At 68.8% G+C, this 17,230-nt stretch carries 12 protein-coding genes; 5 read left to right on the top strand and 7 right to left on the bottom strand.

The annotated features are described in order from the left end of the window. Nucleotides 1–8: 8 nt before the first annotated feature. The 5 genes from ACIBL3_RS38055 to ACIBL3_RS38035 all read right to left on the bottom strand — a co-directional run bounded on the left by ACIBL3_RS38055 (nucleotide 9) and on the right by ACIBL3_RS38035 (nucleotide 5,040). Nucleotides 9–848 carry an ABC transporter permease gene (locus ACIBL3_RS38055; protein WP_396358780.1) on the bottom strand — a complete coding sequence of 280 codons (840 nt, stop codon included), beginning with the start codon at nucleotides 846–848 and terminating at the stop codon, nucleotides 9–11. Next, a complete protein-coding gene (locus ACIBL3_RS38050) occupies nucleotides 845–1,729 on the bottom strand; it encodes an ABC transporter permease (RefSeq protein ID WP_396358779.1) in 885 nt (294 codons plus the stop codon). The genes ACIBL3_RS38055 and ACIBL3_RS38050 overlap by 4 nt, the downstream gene beginning before the upstream one ends. Further along, a complete protein-coding gene (locus tag ACIBL3_RS38045) occupies nucleotides 1,726–2,772 on the bottom strand; it encodes an ABC transporter ATP-binding protein (protein WP_396358778.1) in 1,047 nt (348 codons plus the stop codon). Before ACIBL3_RS38045 ends, ACIBL3_RS38050 begins: the two co-directional genes overlap by 4 nt. Beyond that, nucleotides 2,769–3,983: an ABC transporter substrate-binding protein gene (locus ACIBL3_RS38040; RefSeq protein ID WP_396358777.1), complete on the bottom strand. Its 1,215-nt coding sequence runs from the start codon at nucleotides 3,981–3,983 to the stop codon at nucleotides 2,769–2,771. The genes ACIBL3_RS38045 and ACIBL3_RS38040 overlap by 4 nt, the downstream gene beginning before the upstream one ends. A 61-nt stretch (nucleotides 3,984–4,044) precedes the next feature. Beyond that, complete coding sequence (locus ACIBL3_RS38035; protein WP_396358776.1) at nucleotides 4,045–5,040, bottom strand: LacI family DNA-binding transcriptional regulator; 996 nt, start codon at nucleotides 5,038–5,040, stop codon at nucleotides 4,045–4,047. 179 nt (nucleotides 5,041–5,219) lie between these two features. On the opposite strand from ACIBL3_RS38035, the gene uxaC reads away from it, so the two are divergent. Further along, nucleotides 5,220–6,626, top strand: a complete 1,407-nt coding sequence (gene uxaC / locus ACIBL3_RS38030) for a glucuronate isomerase (protein WP_396358775.1) — start codon at nucleotides 5,220–5,222, stop codon at nucleotides 6,624–6,626. Between the two features lie 72 nt (nucleotides 6,627–6,698). Next, nucleotides 6,699–8,225 carry a right-handed parallel beta-helix repeat-containing protein gene (locus ACIBL3_RS38025; RefSeq protein WP_396358774.1) on the top strand — a complete coding sequence of 509 codons (1,527 nt, stop codon included), beginning with the start codon at nucleotides 6,699–6,701 and terminating at the stop codon, nucleotides 8,223–8,225. On the opposite strand, the gene ACIBL3_RS38020 is transcribed toward ACIBL3_RS38025, so the two are convergent. Together ACIBL3_RS38020 and ACIBL3_RS38015 are read right to left on the bottom strand one after the other, a co-directional pair. Next, the gene (locus ACIBL3_RS38020; protein WP_396358773.1) at nucleotides 8,222–9,496 is read right to left on the bottom strand and encodes an O-antigen ligase family protein; all 1,275 of its coding nucleotides are present in this window, start codon (nucleotides 9,494–9,496) and stop codon (nucleotides 8,222–8,224) included. The two genes, ACIBL3_RS38025 and ACIBL3_RS38020, sit on opposite strands and share 4 nt — an antisense overlap. Before the next feature lie 2 nt (nucleotides 9,497–9,498). Beyond that, nucleotides 9,499–11,124: a Wzz/FepE/Etk N-terminal domain-containing protein gene (locus ACIBL3_RS38015; RefSeq protein WP_396358772.1), complete on the bottom strand. Its 1,626-nt coding sequence runs from the start codon at nucleotides 11,122–11,124 to the stop codon at nucleotides 9,499–9,501. A 178-nt stretch (nucleotides 11,125–11,302) separates the two neighbouring features. Here ACIBL3_RS38015 and ACIBL3_RS38010 point away from each other — a divergent pair, with 178 nt between their 5' ends. The 3 genes from ACIBL3_RS38010 to ACIBL3_RS38000 all read left to right on the top strand — a co-directional run bounded on the left by ACIBL3_RS38010 (nucleotide 11,303) and on the right by ACIBL3_RS38000 (nucleotide 16,799). Beyond that, the gene (locus ACIBL3_RS38010) at nucleotides 11,303–13,516 is read left to right on the top strand and encodes a LamG-like jellyroll fold domain-containing protein (protein WP_396358771.1); all 2,214 of its coding nucleotides are present in this window, start codon (nucleotides 11,303–11,305) and stop codon (nucleotides 13,514–13,516) included. 148 nt (nucleotides 13,517–13,664) lie between these two features. Further along, nucleotides 13,665–15,185, top strand: a complete 1,521-nt coding sequence (locus tag ACIBL3_RS38005) for a fibronectin type III domain-containing protein (RefSeq protein WP_396358770.1) — start codon at nucleotides 13,665–13,667, stop codon at nucleotides 15,183–15,185. Between the two features lie 117 nt (nucleotides 15,186–15,302). Next, on the top strand, nucleotides 15,303–16,799 hold the full coding sequence (locus ACIBL3_RS38000; RefSeq protein ID WP_396358769.1) for a fibronectin type III domain-containing protein: 1,497 nt from the start codon (nucleotides 15,303–15,305) through the stop codon (nucleotides 16,797–16,799). Nucleotides 16,800–17,230 lie beyond the last annotated feature (431 nt).

Below are 17,230 nucleotides of genomic sequence, written 5' to 3'. Positions count from 1 at the left end.
GTTCTCCTTCATTCCGATGGTTCTTCCTTGACCCGGGCCACCAGCTGGGTGGGGTTCACGAAGCGCAGTGCCACCACCAGCAGTACCAGCATCATCGCTGTGTACATGACGGCCATCGCGTCGACCGACTGCTGGGCGCGGATCCCAGCGGCGGACATCGAGTAGTAGAGCGCCACCACCAGGGTCTGCGAGTCCGGTCCGGCGGTCAGGAAGGTCAGCTCGAACATGCCGACGGTCCGCACCAGCACCAGGATCGCCGACGCCAGCAGGCCCGGCACGAGCAGCGGCGCGAGGATCTTCAGGAAGATCGCCCGGGTGTTCGCCCCGAGCATCCGCGCCGCGCTCTCGATCCGCGGGTCCACCTGCTCGATGAACGGCGTCATGGTCAGGATCACGAACGGCACCGACGGCACGAGATTGGCCAGCACCACTCCGGACAGATGCCCGGCGAACCCGAACTTGTAGAGCACGGTCGCCAGCGGGATGCCGTAGGTGATCGGCGGCATCAGGATCGGCAGCAGGAAGGTCAGATACACCAGCCGCTTGCCGGGGAAGCTCTGCCGCGCCAGCACGTACGCCGCCGGCGCTCCAACCAGAACCGACAGTACGACGACCAGCCCCGACGCCAGCAGGGTTACCGAGATGACCTGCAACAGGCCGAACTCGCGCCACGCGTCGCCGTACCACTGAGCCGTGAAGCCGTCCGGGATCCAGGTGTCGAACCAGCGCTTGCCGAACGAGCTGACCAGCACCGACCCGACCACGCCGGCCAGGTTCACGAAGAAGAAGATCACTGCCGCCCAGATGAACCACGCGGTCGGTGTCGCCTTGATCGCCCGGCTGCTCATCCCTTGCCTCCCGTCGATCCGGTGTACAGCCGGGACCGCCACAGCAGCACGATCACCACGACGACGAGCTCGACCGCGCCCATGATCATCGCGATCGCCGACGCGTAGGCGTAGTCGTACTGCTCGTACGCCGCCTGGTACGCGGCCAGCGAGATCACCCGGGTCGAGCCGGCCGGGTTACCGACCAGCACCGCCGACGGAAAGACCGAGAACGCGAGCACGAACGTCAGCAGGAACGTGGTCGCCAGCCCCGGCGCCAGCAGCGGCAGCGTGATCCGCCGGAACCGCTGCGACCGGGAGGCGCCGAGGGTCGCCGCCGCCCGCTCGAGGGTCGGGTCGATCCCGCTCAGGTACGACAGCACCAGCAGGAACGCGAACGGGAACCCGGTGATGATCAGCGAGAAGAACACACCCCAGTAGTTGTTCGTCAGCCGGATCGGGTCGTCGATCAGGTGCAACGAGGTCAGCACCCGGTTGAACCATCCCGTCGGGCCGAGGTAGTTCAGCAGGCCCTGCGCCGTCAGCACGGTCCCGAGCGTGATCGGTACGACGAGCAGCGTCGTGAGCAGCCGCTTGCCGCGGAACCGGCCACGCATCCGGAACGCGATCGGCACGGCGGCCAGCACATTCAGCAGCGCGGCGGGCAGCGCGATCTTCAGCGTGGTCATGATCGTGTCGCGCTGGTAGGCGTCGCCGAAGAACTTCTGGTAGTTGGCGAGCACGCCGCCGCCGTTCAGCGGCTGGAACGACAGGCTCAACCCGTACAGGAACGGGTACACGAACAGCAGCAGCACGAAGATCGTGGCCGGCAGCAACAACCAGAGCTTGCGGTCGACACCGCGCTCGGCCAGCCGATGCTGCCAGCTCGTGGTCGCACTCATGAGGGGTACACCAGGAGCCGACCGGGGGTGACGGTGAGGGCCACCTGCTCACCCGTGTCGACCTTGCGCTCGGTACGGACGTGCAGCCGGACGCCGTCGTCCAGCACCACCTCCAGCGCCCGCTCTCGACCTTGGTACTCGACCACCTCGACGAGCCCCTTCACACCCTCGTCGCCGAGCTTGACGTCCTCGGGTCGGACCGCCGCGATCACCTCGTCGCCTGCCGCGACGGTCGCCTGTGCCGCACCGGTGATCGGTGTGCCGCCGAGCTCGATCCCAGCGTTTCCACCGGTCACGTCCTTGGCCTTCACGGTCAGCAGGTTGCGGTAGCCCATGAAGTCGGCGACGTGCCAACTGGACGGCTTGGTGTGGACCTCTTCGGGGGTGCCGATCTGCTGCACTCGCCCCGCGCGCATGACGACCAGGCGGTCGGCCATGCTCAGGGCCTCCTCCTGGTCGTGCGTGACGTACACAGTGGTCAGGCCGAGTGACTGGTGCAGGCGGCGGATCTCGGTGCGCATCTCCAGGCGGAGCTTGGCGTCCAGGTTGCTGAGCGGCTCGTCCATCAGCACCAGCGACGGCTCGAGCACAGTCGCCCGGGCGATCGCGACCCGTTGCTGCTGCCCCCCGGACAACTGGCCGGGCAGCTTCGAGGCGTGCTCCTCGAGCCGGACCATCTCGATCGCCGCGGCAGTGCGGCGCCGTACCTCCTCCTTGGGCAGGCGTTGCATGCGCAGGCCGAAGGCGATGTTGTCGCGGACGGTCAGGTGCGGGAAGAGCGCGTAGTTCTGGAAGACCATGCCGAAGCCGCGCTTCTCCGGCGGCAATGTGTCGATCCGCTTGTCGTCCTGCCAGATGCTGCCGGTGGTGAGCGGCAGCAGGCCGGCCAGGCAGTTCAGCGCGGTCGACTTGCCGCAGCCGGACGGTCCGAGCAGGGCGATGAACTCGCCCCGCTCGATCGTCAGATCCAGTCCGGCGAGGGCGTCCGCCGTACCGAACCGGCGGCCGACCCCCTCCAGCCGCAACTGGGAGAACTCGGTCACGACTTCTTCACCTTGCTGCCGCCGACCTCGCGGTCCCACTTGTCGAACGCCGCGACCAGGCTCTTTGCGTCCAGCGGCACCTCGGTCGGGTGGTCGGCGATCAGCTGGTCGTACTCCGGGCGGCCGAATTCCGAGATCGCATCCTGGCTGTCCTGTGGCGCCTGCGACAGCTCGACGCCCTTGATCGCCGGGCCTGGGTAGAAGTAACCCTTGTCGTAGGCCTTCGCCTGCTGCTCCGGGGTGAGCATGAAGCTCAGCAACTGCAGGATCGCGGCCTGCTTGTCGGTCGACACACCCTTCGGTACGACGGCGTAGTGCGCGTCGGTGACCCAGTGGAAACCTTCCAGGGTGCCGATCGCGGCTTCCTTCGGCACGGTCCCGAGCACCCGCGGGTTGATGTCCCAGCCCGTCGTACTCGCGATGATGTTGGCGGAACCGTTGGCCAGCGACTTCATGGTGTCGGCGGTGCCGGACGGGTAGAAGTCGACGTACTGGTTGAGCTCCTTGAGGTAGGCCCAGGTCTTGTCCCAGCCGTTGACCGGGTCCTTCGGGTCCTTGTCGCCGAGGATGTACGGCAGGCCCATCAGGAACGTGCGGCCGGGGCCGGAGTTCGACGGGCGCGCGTACATGACCTTGCCCTTGTTGGCCTTCGCGTAGGCGAGCAGGTCGGCGGCGGTCTTGGGCGGCGACGGGACCTTGGCCGGCAGGTACTCCAGGAGCGGGCCGGACGGGTAGTACGTGACGGTGACGCCGCTGTTGCCGGCCAGCTCCTGCATCTTCTGCGCGGGCGGGAGGTAGTCCTTCATGCCGCCGACGCGGTCGGCGTACTTGGGCAGCAGGTCCGTCCACAGACCCTGGTCACGGCCGGCCGCCAGGCCGTCGACGCCGGTCAGGACGAGGTCGATGTCGACGCGGTTCGCGTTCTGCTGGGCCTTGATCTTGCCGGCCAGCTCCGGCGCGGGCGCCTTGGAGTAGGTGACCTTCGAGATCACGTCGGAGTGCTGCTGGACGAAGTCGTCGATCATGCCCTGGGTCAGCTGCAGGTTGCCGGCCACGTCGAGGATGTTCAGCGTCACCGCCTTCGACGGCTTCTCCGGGACGTCGCCGGTGCTCTCGCCGGCAGGCTGGTTGGTGGTCGGTGCGCCGCACGCGGCCAGTACGGCGAGCGCGCTGAGGGCGGCGAGTGTGCGCATTCTCCGCTGAATGGGCATCGGCGGTGTCTCCTCTGGATCAAGGGCGGTCCCGGCCCGGCGGCCGGGATTGATCGTCGGATCAGGCGTGTGGTGCGGGCCCGGTGGACTCCCGGACGACAAGCTCGCCGTGCAGCGTCCCGCGGGTGCCGACGGCGGTGTCGGGGTCCGGGTCGTCGAGTACGGCGAGGAGCAGCTCGACCGCGATCCGGCCGGCCTCCTGCTTCGGCAACCGGACCGTGGTGAGGGAAGGCCTGGCCATCCGGGACATGGCGATGTCGTCGATACCGACCACGCTGAGGTCGCCGGGCACCGAGATCCCGCGGGCGTGCAACCGGGCCAGCAGCCCGATCGCGACCAGGTCGTTGTAGGCGACCACCGCAGTGGCGCCGGTGGCGACCGCTTGGTCGGCCGCCGCGATACCGCCCTCGTAGGTCGGTGCGAAGCTGCCGACCCGGGCCAGCTCGGCGCCGTGGGCATACAGGGCGTTGCTCAGGCCGATACTGCGATGCTGCGTCGACCACGAGGTGACCGGTCCGCCGACCCAGGCGATCCGGCGGTGGCCGAGCGCGACCAGGTGCGCGACGGCCTGCTGCATGCCGCCCTCGTTGTCGTAGATGACACCGGGCACACCCTCGGCCGTGCGGTTGACCAGCACGACGTTCGTCTCCTGGGCGATCGCGGACAGGTCGGCGTCGCCGGCACGGGGCGAGCACAGGATCAGCCCGTCGACCTGCTTTGCCAGCGCGCGGACCAGACCGACCTCGGCCGCCGCGTCCTCGTCGGTGTCCGCGACGAAGACGGCTACGTCATACCGCCGGGCGCGGGCTTGGACGCCCTTGGCGACGCTGGCGAAGAACGGGTTGGCCAGGTCCGGCACGACCAGGCCGATGTTGCCGGTCCGGCCGGTGATCAGCCCGCGGGCAGCCCGGTTCGGCTGGTAGCCGAGCTGCTCGACCGCGGCCGCGACCCGGGCCCGGGTGGCGGCGTTGACCATCTCCGGCATCGAGAGCGCCCTGGACACGGTGGACGGCGACACGCCCGCCAGCCGCGCCACGTCACGGATCGTCGCAGGCATGGTCACCTTCTTCCGAGGTCAGGCCTGAGTCTGCAATCGGTTTCAGCAGCGTGTCAAGGTTTCGATCAGGGACTTTTGGGCGGTGATGAATTCTCCTTGTGGACAAGGACTTGTGTCGGGCTCGCGCGGACTGCAATCCTTTGCAGCATCCGTTGCAGCCGACCCACCCCGGAGGACCCATGCCGAAGGCACTGCAGCCTCATCCGGACCGCGCACTGCCCGCCGGCGAGGCCCGCGACATCGCCCGGCGGATCCATGCGTCGACGAAGGACCTGCCGCTGCTCTGCCTGCACGGGCACGTCGACATCTCGCTGTTCGCCACCGACGCCCCGTTCGGCAACCCGGCCGAGTTGCTGGTCGTCCCGGACCACTACGTCACCCGGATGCTGATCTCGCAGGGCATCTCCCCCGAGCGTCTCGGTCTCCCCCGCCGCGACGGCGCGCCGGCCGCGGACCCGCGGGAGATCTGGCGCGAGTTCTGCGCGAACTGGCACCTCTTCCTGGCCACCCCGAGCCGGTACTGGCTGGAGCACGAGTTCGCCGAGGTCCTCGGCGTCACCACGCACCCGTCGGCCGAGACCGCCGACGAGCTGTACGACCAGATCTCCGCGCGGCTCGCCGAGCCCGACTTCCGGCCGCGGGCGCTGCTCGACCGGTTCGCGATCGAGCTGATCTCCACGACGGACGCCGCCACGGACGATCTGGCCCAGCATGCGAAGCTCGCCGCCGACCTGCCCGGCCGAGTGATCCCGACCTTCCGGCCGGACGCCGTCGTCCACGTGGCCCGGCCGGACTGGCGTGACCTGATCCAGCAGCTTGGTGCGCTGGCCGACGTCGACACCTCGACGTACGGCGGTTATCTGGAGGCGATCCGTCAGCGGCGGCAGGCGTTCGTGGAGGCGGGTGCGCGGGCGACCGATCACGGGCACTTGAGTGCGGCGGCGATTCCGCTGTCCGACGACGAGGCCGCGCGGATCTACGCTGCCGCGTTGAAGGGTGAGGTCTCGGCGGTGGACGCGAGTGCGTTCGCGGGGCACATGCTCTATCAGTCGGCGGTGATGTCGGCCGAGGACGGCCTGGTGATGCAGCTGCACCCCGGCGTACTGCGGGACCACGATCCGGCGATCCACTCGACGTACGGGCCGGACAAGGGCCACGACATCCCGGTGACGGCTGAGTTCACCCGGTCGCTGCAGCCGCTGCTCGAGCGGTTCGGGCACTCGCCGAACTTCGGGATGGTGTTGTTCACGGTCGACGAGACGGTGTACTCACGGGAGCTGGCGCCGCTGGCCGGTGTGTACTCCGCGGTCCGGCTCGGCGCGCCGTGGTGGTTCCTCGACAGCCCGGACGGGATGCGGCGGTTCCGCGAGCTCGTCACCGAGACGGCCGGTTTCTACAACACGTCCGGCTTCGTCGACGACACGCGCGCCTTCCTGTCGATCCCGGCGCGTCACGACCTCGCCCGCCGCATCGACGCCGGCTACCTGGCCAACCTCGTCGTCCAGCACCGCCTGGACGAGGACGACGCCTTCCAAGTCGCCCAAGCCCTCGCCTACAACCTCGCCCGCGACACCTATCTCACCTGACGCCCGTCGCCCCTCCTGCCGGTAGTCTCCTGCAGGTCTGTTCGCCGGGGGCGGCTGTGTGAAGGAACGTGGATGAGGCGTCGTGGTGTCGCGGCCGGTGGTGCCGTGCTGGTGCTGTTGCTGGCTGGATGCTCCGATGACTCGGGCGCACCATCGCCGACCGCCTCAGCCGTGACGCCGACCGTGACAGTGCCGACCGCTCCCCCGGCGGCGGCTGCCGCGGCGCTCGGACCGACCGGCCCGGGTACGGCGACGCCGTGCCGGGGGACTGCGATTCCGGTGGGAGCCGACCCACAGGAGGTGATCGACGGGCAGCCGGCCGGAACGACGTTCTGCTTCGCCAAGGGCGTGCACCGGATCAGCCGGCCGATCCGACCGCGGGCTCGTGACACGTTGGGTGGCGGGGCCGGCGTCGTACTGACTGGGTCTGTGCAACTGGACGGGTGGAAGCGGGACGGCGACCGGTGGGTGGTGCGTGGGGTGCTGCCCGCGCCGTACGAGCTCAAAGGGCAGTGCGAGGACAACAAGACCAAGTCTTGCCAGCGTGGTGAGCAGGTGTTTGTCGACGGCAAGCACCTGACGCGGGTGATGAGCCTCGGTCAGCTGAAGCCGGGCACGTTCTTCGGTGACTACAGCGCGAACGCGGTGTACGTCGCAGACGATCCGGACGGCAGCGTGGTCGAGATGTCGCGGACACCGACCGCGATCGAGAAGTCGGCGAAGAACGTGACGGTCACCGGGCTGACCATCGAGCACTTCGCCAGCCGGCCGCAGGGTGGGGCGTTGCAGGTCGGCCCGGGCTGGAAGGTCGTCGCGAACGAGGTCCGCTGGAACCACGCGGTCGGGATCATGGTGATCGAGGGCGACCGGGCCGAGCTGAGCCGGAACACGGTCGCCGACAACGGTCAGCTCGGGATCGGGCAGTACAAGTCGGCCGCCGTACGGATCACCGGGAACCTGGTGACCCGGAACAACACCGACGGCTTCTGGATCGCCGACTGGGAGTCGGGTGGGATCAAGTCGACCCGGTCGTCGGGTGAGGTGTCCGGGAACGACATCGTGGCCAACCGCGGGATCGGGATGTGGAGCGACATCGCCGAGTACGACCGGCGGATCACCGGCAACCGGATCCGGGCGAACGCCGCGGACGGGATCCGGTACGAGATCAGCTACCAGGCGGTGATCGACCAGAACGTTGTCGAGGGCAACGGGTTCGGCACCGGCCGGGGTTCCGGCGGGAGCCTGTGGGACGGCGGTGGGATCAACGTGAACACCTCAGCCGGCGTCCAGGTCCGCGGCAACCTGGTGAAGAGCAACCGCAACGGCATCTCCATCCAGTCGCGCACCCGCGGTGACGGGCCGCGTGGCACCTACGTCCTGGCCGACGTGGTGATCGAGGGCAACCTGGTCGTCATGGACAACGCCACCGCCAGCACCGGCGTCGTCGAGAACAAGCGCTCCCCCAGCAAACCCGGCGCCGTCACCTTCCGCCGCAACAGCTACCAACTCACCGACAACCGCTTCGCCTACCAAGGCAAAACCATGACCTGGCCCGAATGGCAACAAGCCGGCTTCGACGAGGACTCCGTCACCACCTAACCGGCGGCTTGTTGTCTGGCTCGGTGGCGTATTCGGTCGGCGTCGCAGACGGCGGCTGCTACCAGGAGGTGGAGGGTCATGGAGCTGAGGTCGGACAGGCCGCTTTCGTTGAGGGAGGCGGCGGTGATGTAGCCGAGCAGGAGAGCGCCGCAGGCTTTGACGTACGGCGTGGGGGCACGCAGGACCGCGATCCACGCGACGATCAGCGCGATCGCGACGATCGTGACCGCGGCCAGACCGGTCTCCCAGTAGAGGCCGAGCCAGCTGTTGTCGATCGCCATCACGTCGATGTCGCCCTCACCGCGCCGCAGCAGCACCCGTTTGTTGCCGAGGCCGTGGCCGATGATCGCCGTCTGCAGCGACACCTTCTCGTCCAGCACCGCCTGCCAACTGGTGGTCCGGCCACTGAGTGAGCTGATCTGCCGCGTCCCCTGCCCACGCAGCAGCCACGTGTGCAGTGACCCGATCGTCAGGAACGCGATCCCGACCAGCGCCGGCACCGCGAGACTCACGAACCGCCCGAACCACGTCTTCCGGGTCAGGATGAGCGCGAGTACCAACCCGAAGGCGATCGCCGCCGCCGAGGTCCGGGTCCGGCTCGCCGCGACCAGGACGACGCCCACCCCGATCAGCCCCGCCGCCGGAACGAACGACAGCTTCTTGCAGATGAACCCGATCAGCGCCAGCCCGAGCAGGATCGCCCCGACCTCGCCGACCCGCGGCGGCAGCATCGGGATGATGACACCCTGCAGGCGGTACCCGGTCCCGAGCGAGCTCAGCGGCCGCCACGCCTGACTCGGCGCGTACGCCAGACTCAGCACCACCGTTGACGCAAGCAACAGGTGCGCCCACAGATGGGCCCGGATCAGCCGCTCCGGAACCTGTACCAGCGGCCGCCAGAGCAGGAAGACCAGCACCAGCCCGATCAGGAATCGGGCCAGCCGCATCAGTGGCCCCGTCGGCTCGGCCAGCAGGAACGCGGTCGCCGTCGCGAACATCACGTACAGCACGTAGAGGCTGCTGGTCGGATTGACCCGGGTCCGGAAGCCGGGCTTGGTCGCCGCCAACGCGATCAGGAAGATCGCACCCAGCAGCAGGCCCTTCATCATGCTGTTTGTGGACCCGGTCGTGCCCTGCGGAGCGGCCACCCGGGACGACCAGGGCTGCACGCCGAGCACGAACAGGCACCACAGCATCAGCCAGAACCAGGCCGGCTTCTGGACCTCCTCGACGGTCCCCGGCACCGGCCGAGCCAGCTGGTACGTCGACACGGTCAGCGGATCGGTGGGGCGGCCGACTCGACCGGCTTGAAGTTCAGCGGGATCCCCAGCGTCTCGTCATGCGCCGAGGCACCGATCAGTACGACGCCCAGCACCGGAGCCCCCGCGAACTGCAGAGCGCCGGTCAGCCGGGCGACATCCATCTCCTTGTCATGGCCGACCTGCACCACCAGCACCGACGCGTCGACGGCGGCGGCCAGCGGCGTGATGCCGTGCCGTCCGACCGCGGCTGGACCGTGGATCACCACGGAGTACCCCGGCGGGAGGTCCGCCACGATGCCCGGCACCAGCGACGGACCGACAGCCTCGGCCGTCTCCTCGTGGTTCAGGCCCGGCGGCAGCACGTAGAGGTCGGCCACCGTGCCCGGACGGAACAGCTTCCGCGCCCGGATCGCCCGGGTCGCGGCCGGCTCGTGCACCAGGTCGGTCAGACCCTCGTGCCCGGTCACGTGCGGCAAGACCGGCGTACCTTCGACGTCGGCCAGGATCAGCAGGGTCTCGCGTCCGTCACGGGCGTTCGCCTCGGCCATCGCGAGCGCGATACCGGCCGAGTTCGGCGTCGGCGAGGCGGAGACCACGAGCATCGCACCGGGACCGCCACCGGCGAAGGCGCGCGGGTTGAGCTCGCGACGGGCGAGCGCGCCGCTCGCCTCGGCCCCGAGCGCAGTGATCTCGTACTGCGGAAGCTCGGGCGCTGCCCGCTGCCACAGCCGCCTCCGGTTGCCTTCGGAGGCCGCGATCACCGGCGAGCTCGCCGCGCGCGCCGCCTGGTCGCGGGTCAGGATGTACGGCGTCAGGTGCGACCGGAGCAGCGCCAGACCGAAGCCGAGCACCAGACCGAGGATGCCGCCGACCAGGATGTCGCGGAGAACCATCGGCGACGAGGTGGCGGTGTCCGTGGTGGCCGGCGTGACCAGCTCGCTGCCAGTGCCGACCGCGGTCAGCGCCTTGAGCATCGCGGCCGCGTCGTCGGCCGCCTGCCGGGCCTCGGTGGCGAGCCCGACCCGCTGGTCGCGCAGCGCGGCCGCGGTCTGCGAGTCGCCCCGCTGCACCGCCTCGTCGATCTGGCTGACCAGGCTCCTGGACTGCTGGGTCGCGGTCTTCGACCGGTCCTGCGCCTGGCTGGCCAGCGTCGTCAGCAGCGTCTTGGCCTCGTCGTCGCGCTGCTTGAGGTAGATGACTGCGATGGCGTTGGCTCGCCGTACCGCTTCCGAAGAGGTCGGGCCGTCGGTGGTGACCAGATACGCGTTGTCGGTGACCGCCTTGACCCGGGTGACCGCGGCCAGGTCCTGGACGGTCCGGTCGGTGGTGGGCATGCCGAGCGACTTGGCGACACTGCGCAGCAGGGTCGGGCTGGCCATCACCCGGGCCTGCGTCTCGGCCGGCAGGTCCATGCCGAGTGGGCCGGTCTTGTCCGTGCTGCTGGGCAGCTTCCCGACCAGGGCCGGTGGTACGGCGGGGCCGATCACCAACTGGCTGGACGCCGTCCAGCGCTCGGTCTGAGACAGCGCGAACACCGAGGCGCCGACGAGTCCGAGCAGGATGCAGCCCATGATCAGCCATTTCTGCCGCAGCAGTGACTGAGCGGTCTCCCGCCAGACCACGGTGCCCGGTTCCATCCGTACCCCACTTCCTTCGAGCCAGCGACCCAGGATATAGGCAGACCCGGGCCGTGGGCGCGGGGTGGCCAAACCAGCTCTTCCTGTGGCCTACTCTCTTCTCGGGGATCTCCGGGGGCAGTCCGGAGAAGACGAGTGTGGCGCGGCGATCGCGCCTGTCCGAGGGGGACACCGCAGGATGAAGAAGAGATGGCTGTTCGCGCGTCTGGGGGTCGTGGGCGCTCTCATCGCCGGGTCGCTGGTGCTGGTGCTCGCACCGCCCGCGCAGAGTATCGAGGCCTCGTTGTCGGCGGCTCACAGCCCGACCTGGCAGACCAACGCGAGCGTGCAGGGCATCGCGGTCGCAGCCGGCAAGGTGTACGTCGGTGGCCGGTTCACCAGCGTCCGCCCGCCGGGCGCCGCATCCGGCACCAGCGAGGTCGCGCAGGCATACCTGGCCGCTTTCGACGAGACCACCGGTGACCTGGTCACGGCGTTCACCCCGGTCCTCAACGGCCAGGTGTACGCGGTGGCCGCCAGCGCGGACGGCTCGCGGATCTTCGTCGGCGGTGACTTCACCACCGTGAACGGCGTCACCCGGAACCGGATCGCCGCCTTCGACACCGCCACCGGCGCGCTGGTGACGGACTGGAAGCCCTCGGTCTCCTACCGGGTGAAGACGATCTCGGTCTCCGGTGCCACCGTCTACTTCGGCGGCTCGTTCGGCCTGGTCAACAACATCGAGCGGCTGCGGCTGGCCGCGGTCACCGCGAGCGCCGGCACCTTGTTGCCGTGGGCCCCGGCCGTGAACGGCGACGTGTACGCCGTCGACGTCGCCGACGACGGGTCCAAGGTGTACGCCGGCGGCCAGTTCAGCACGGTCAACGGGACGAACCAGAACACCGTGTCCAGCCTGGACCCGCTGTCCGGCGGCGTCCTGCCGTTCCCCGGCGCGTCCGCCGTACCGCCGCCGAACGGCTCCTGCACGACCCGGGTCAAGGCGATCGACGCCAGCGGCGACACCGTGTACTTCGGCAACGGCGGGGACGGCGGTGGGTGCTTCGACGGCACCTGGGCGGTCGACATCGCCACGAACACGCTGAAGTGGAAGAACCAGTGCCTCGGCGCCACCGAGACGGTCAAGGTCGTCAACGGCTGGCTGTACAAGGGCTCGCACGCGCACGACTGCGCGAACCAGGGCGCCGCCGGCTTCCCGCAGGGCTTCGGTTACCGCTTCCTGCTGACCCAGAACCTGACCGACGGCACCCTCGGTCCGTGGTTCCCGAACACGAACGCCGGCCCGCCCACCGAGGTCGGCCCGCTCGCCTTCGCGTCCGGCGGCAACGACCTCTGGGTCGGCGGCGACTTCACCACCACGAACGGCGTCGGCCAGCAGGGCCTGACCCGGTTCACCAACGCGACCCCGGGTGCCGCCCCGGCCAAGCCGGCCAAGCTGCTGCCGTACAGCGTCGAGCCGGGCGTGGTGCAGATCCACTTCCCGACCGTGGTCGACAACGACGACAGCACGCTGACTTACCGGCTGCTTAAGGGGTTCACCAACACCACGATCGCCACCGTGACCGCCAAGTCGACGCCGTGGGACCGGCCGTGGCTGCACTTCACCGACACCTCCTCGGCGCCGGGCGAGGTCACGAACTACCGGGTCGAGGTGACCGACGGCAGTACGACGATCCGCGGCAACTACTCGGACCCGATCACAGTCGCCTCGGCGCCGTCGACGGCGTACGACCAGATCATCAACGCAGACGGCCCGCAGGCGTACTGGCGACTGGGCGAGCCGGTCGGTACGACGGCTTCGGTCGACTCCTCGGGTCAGAGCAACAACGGGACCTACACCGGGGTGACGCTGGGCACCGTCGGGGCGATCGCGGGCGACACGGCGATGACGACCAGCTCGAGCAGTGGCCGGATGGCCGGCGAGAAGGCGTACAGCATGCCGCAGCAGTTCACCGTCGAGGCCTGGGTCAAGCAGAGCGGCTTCAACCGAGGTGGCCGGATCATCGGCTTCGGCAACTCCAAGACCACCAGTAGCGGTGGTGGCGGCGACCGGATGCTGTACATGCGCACCAACGGCGCGATCGTGTTCGGCGTCAACGACGGCTCGCAGCGCACGCTGACCAGCACCTCGGGCAAGAACGACGGCCAGTGGCACCACGTGGTCGGCACCTTCGACAACGGCGCCATGAAGCTGTACGTCGACGGCGCGTTGGCCGGCAGCGCGAGCGTCGGTCAGGCGTCGGTGTACTACGGCTGGTGGCGGGTCGGGTACGACAACACCAACAGCTGGCCGGGCGGCGGGGCGCCGCAGACCGGCATGGGGATCGACGAGGCCGCGGTCTACCCGTACGCGCTCAGCCCGGTTCAGGTGCAGGACCACTTCGACGCTCGATGAACGCAGAGTCCGGGAACTGCAGCACAAAGTCATAACGCGGGCGAGAGGTCGGCTTCCGGTCGACCTCTCGCACCGCTAAGGTCCGCTGAGTGCGTGCAGTGAGGCACGCACCGCCCCACGACTGACCCGCCCAGTCCAAAGGACATTGATGAAGAAGTATGTGTTCGCCCTTGTCACCGCAGCGGCTGTTGTCGCCGCAGCGCTGATCCCCTCCGGACCGCCGGTGGAGGCGGCGACTCCGGGCTTCGCTTCGGCCGTCTCGGCCATCAAGCAGACCTCGTGGCAGACCAACAACAGCGTCAACGCGCTGGCGATCAGCGGCAACACCGTGTTCGCCGGCGGTCTGTTCACCAAGATCCGGCAACCAGGCAAGCCGGCCGGCCAGGGGGAGGCCGTCCGCACCTACATTGCCGCCTTCAACCGCACCACCGGGGCTCCGACGGCGTTCGCGCCGACGCTGAACGGCCCGGTCTACAGCATCGCCACCAGCCCGGACGGCAACTGGGTGGTGATCGGTGGCGACTTCACCACCGTGAACGGGATCAAGCGCAGCAAGATCGCGATGTTCTCGGTCGTCACCGGGAAGCTGGTCGCGGCCTGGGACCCGGTCGTCTCGGCCCGGGTCAAGGCGCTGGCCATCTTCGGCAACAGCGTCTTCATCGGCGGCTCGTTCGGCCGGATCGACGGCGTGACCCGCAGCCGGCTCGGCGCGGTCCGGCTGATCCAGGGCGACCTCCTGCCGTGGAACCCGGTCGCCAACGGCGACGTGTACGCGATCGACCTGTCCGACAACGGCACCCGGGTGTTCGTCGGCGGCCCGTTCAGCACCATCAACGGCAAGGACCACTACTCGCTGGCGATGACGAACAACACCACGGGCGCGGCGTACACGTTCGCAGCCGCGGCGGCGATCCCGAAGCCGACCGCGACCTGCACCACCCGGGTGAAGGACATCGACACCCTCGGCGACAACGTCTACGTCTCCAACGGCGGTGACGGCGGAGGTTGTTACGACGGTGTGCTGGCCGCCCAGGTCAGCACCGGCAAGCTGCTGTGGAAGAACAACTGCCTGGGTGCGACCGAGGCGATCAAGGCGATCGGCAACTGGGTCTACAAGGGCTCGCACGCGCACAACTGCAGTGACAGCGGCGCGTTCGGCGACGGCACCGGGACGCACTACCTGCTGGTCGAGAGTGCCATCAACGGCAAGATCGGCCCGTGGTTCCCGAACACCGACGCCGACCAGAGCAGCACCACCCAGGTGGGCCCGCTGGCGATGGCCGGGACCAGCACCGACCTCTGGGTCGGCGGTGACTTCCTGAACGTCAACGGCAAGCCGCAGCGCGGGCTGACCCGGTTCACCAACGCACCGGGTGGCGCGGCGCCCGCCGTACCGAAGGCGCCGATCCTGATCCCGTCCTCGGACAAGGTGCAGGTGAAGTTCAACGACGTCTACGACCTGGACAACATCTCATTGACCTACAACGTGTTCCGGGGCTCGACCAACGTCGGGTCGTTCAAGTACATGTCGTACTTCTGGGAGCCGCGCAAGACCTACACGGTGTCCGACACCGGGGTGCAGCGCGGTCAGACGTACACGTACCACATCGAGGTTCACGACGGGCGCAACATCATGAAGGGCCCGTCGGTCAGCGTGAAGGTGCCGTAGAGCTCACGCCGTACAACCGGTACAGAAGGGTCTGCCCGATCGGGCAGACCCTTCTTGGTCTGGACGGGCAGGGGGTGGCAGGTCTTACATTGGTTGTCTGGGGCAAGGGGGCTTCTCATGGGGAGAGTCATTGCTGTGCTGGGGGCGGCCGGTCTCGCGTTGAGCGCCGTACCCCTCCAACCCGCGACCGGGACCGGCGCCTCGCTGACCGCGGTCGCGAACTCGGCCTGGCAGACCGATGCGAGCGTACTCGGGCTGGCCGTTGCCAAGGGCAAGGCGTACGTCGGTGGCCGGTTCACCAAGGTCCGTCCGCCGGGCGCGGCGCCGGGGACCAGCCAGACTACGCGGACCTACCTGGCCGCGTTCAACCAGAGCACCGGTGCGCTCGACACCACGTTCAACCACACGCTGAACGGCGTCGTCTGGTCGATCGTGGCCTCGCCCGACGGCTCCCGGGTATACGTCGGCGGCGACTTCACCCGCGTCGACGGCCAGGTGCGGAACCGGATCGCGGCCTTCGACACCGCGACCGGAGCGCTGGTGTCGACCATCAAGCCGAGCGTGTCCTACCGGGTGAAGGCACTCGCCGTCGGCGGGACCAGCCTGTACTTCGGCGGCTCGTTCGGCCTGGTCAACGGCGTCGCCCGGAACCGCGCGGCCGCGATCAGCACGGTCAACGGCAGCCTGCTGCCGTGGAACCCGAACGCCGACGCGGACGTGTACGCGATCGACGCGGCCGACGACAACTCCAAGGTTTACCTGGGCGGCACGTTCGCGCGGATCGGCGGGGTGAACCGTTGGGCGGTTGCCAGTGTCAACAACTCCACCGGCGCACTGCTCCCGTTCTCCGCGGCGTCCGCCGTACCGCTGCCGTCCAGTGGCTGCACATCGCGGGTGAAGGACATCGAGACCGCCGGGAACCGGGTGTACTTCGCCAACGCCGGCGACGGCGGCGGCTGCTTCGACGGGACCTCGGCCGCGGACGTCACCACCGGCAACCTGGTCTGGAAGAACAACTGCCTCGGCGCGACCGAAGCGGTCACCTACGTCAACGGCTGGTTGTTCAAGGGGTCGCACGCGCACAGCTGCCCCGGCGGGTTCCAGGACGGCACCGGCGCCCACTTCCTCCTCCTGCAGAACCCGGCCACCGGCTCACTCGGCCCATGGTTCCCGAACACGAACGCCGGCCCGCCAACCGAAGTCGGACCACTCGTGTCCGCCACGGGCGGCGCGGACCTGTGGGTCGGCGGCGACTTCACCAAGGTCAACGGCATCGGCCAGCAAGGCCTGACCCGCTTCACCAGCCTCGGCCCCGGCGCCAAACCACTAGGCCCGGCCCTGCCGACGTTGTCCAGTACGACGCCCGGCCAGGTGAAGGCCACCGTGCAGACGTCACTCGACAACGACGACATCAAACTCACCTACCGCCTCCTCCGAGGCGCCACCAACACTGCAGTAGCCACCACCACCGCCAACTCCACCTTCTGGAGCCGCCCCACCATCACCCTCACCGACACCACCGCCCCCTCCGGCACCTCCCAGCTCTACCGAATAGAAGTAGCCGACGGCCAAAACCCCGTCCGCGGCGGCTACTCCACCATCACCGTCCGCTAATCCCCACACCTTGGCCGGCTGACGGGTTAGCCCGGAATGTGGCCGATTTCGTCCACATCTCGGGCCCGGATGGAAGCTCCCAGGGGCTTGGACACCAACTCGGGACCTCGCACAAGCTATCTGCTGTGCAAGCTCCCCAGAGGGTGTACAAGGTTCCGGTTCCAAGCCACAGTCGACCAGCATGCGGACCAATCTGACCACCCATCGGCCCCCAGCAGATCGCGGCTCCGGATCCCACAGCAGCACTGCCAAGTCCCCAACCCCAACCTCCCAACCGAATCCCCACAGTCGCCTTCCGCGATCACTGCTGCTGTCGGGTTATGTCACCGCTGACGTGCTGCAGAGCCTGTTGCAAAATGGATTTGGGGCTCTCTGTCCACACCAACACGCCGCGACTTTTCTCGCCGATCGGCCGTCCGCGCTCCACTCAG

It is taken from the genome of Kribbella sp. NPDC050124, from assembly GCF_044460355.1.
Lineage (GTDB): Bacteria > Actinomycetota > Actinomycetes > Propionibacteriales > Kribbellaceae > Kribbella.
Note: the sequence above shows the minus strand (reverse complement) of the source record. Positions and strands in the feature narration are given on the sequence as shown.

Coding starts and splice junctions, on each gene's coding strand:
- ACIBL3_RS38015 (WP_396358772.1), bottom strand. CDS start 11,124: ATGGAACCGGGCACCGTGGTCTGGCGGGAGACCGCTCAGTCACTGCTG.
- ACIBL3_RS38010 (WP_396358771.1), top strand. CDS start 11,303: ATGAAGAAGAGATGGCTGTTCGCGCGTCTGGGGGTCGTGGGCGCTCTC.
- ACIBL3_RS38005 (WP_396358770.1), top strand. CDS start 13,665: ATGAAGAAGTATGTGTTCGCCCTTGTCACCGCAGCGGCTGTTGTCGCC.
- ACIBL3_RS38000 (WP_396358769.1), top strand. CDS start 15,303: ATGGGGAGAGTCATTGCTGTGCTGGGGGCGGCCGGTCTCGCGTTGAGC.
- ACIBL3_RS38040 (WP_396358777.1), bottom strand. CDS start 3,983: ATGCCCATTCAGCGGAGAATGCGCACACTCGCCGCCCTCAGCGCGCTC.
- ACIBL3_RS38025 (WP_396358774.1), top strand. CDS start 6,699: ATGAGGCGTCGTGGTGTCGCGGCCGGTGGTGCCGTGCTGGTGCTGTTG.
- uxaC (WP_396358775.1), top strand. CDS start 5,220: ATGCCGAAGGCACTGCAGCCTCATCCGGACCGCGCACTGCCCGCCGGC.
- ACIBL3_RS38050 (WP_396358779.1), bottom strand. CDS start 1,729: ATGAGTGCGACCACGAGCTGGCAGCATCGGCTGGCCGAGCGCGGTGTC.
- ACIBL3_RS38055 (WP_396358780.1), bottom strand. CDS start 848: ATGAGCAGCCGGGCGATCAAGGCGACACCGACCGCGTGGTTCATCTGG.
- ACIBL3_RS38035 (WP_396358776.1), bottom strand. CDS start 5,040: ATGCCTGCGACGATCCGTGACGTGGCGCGGCTGGCGGGCGTGTCGCCG.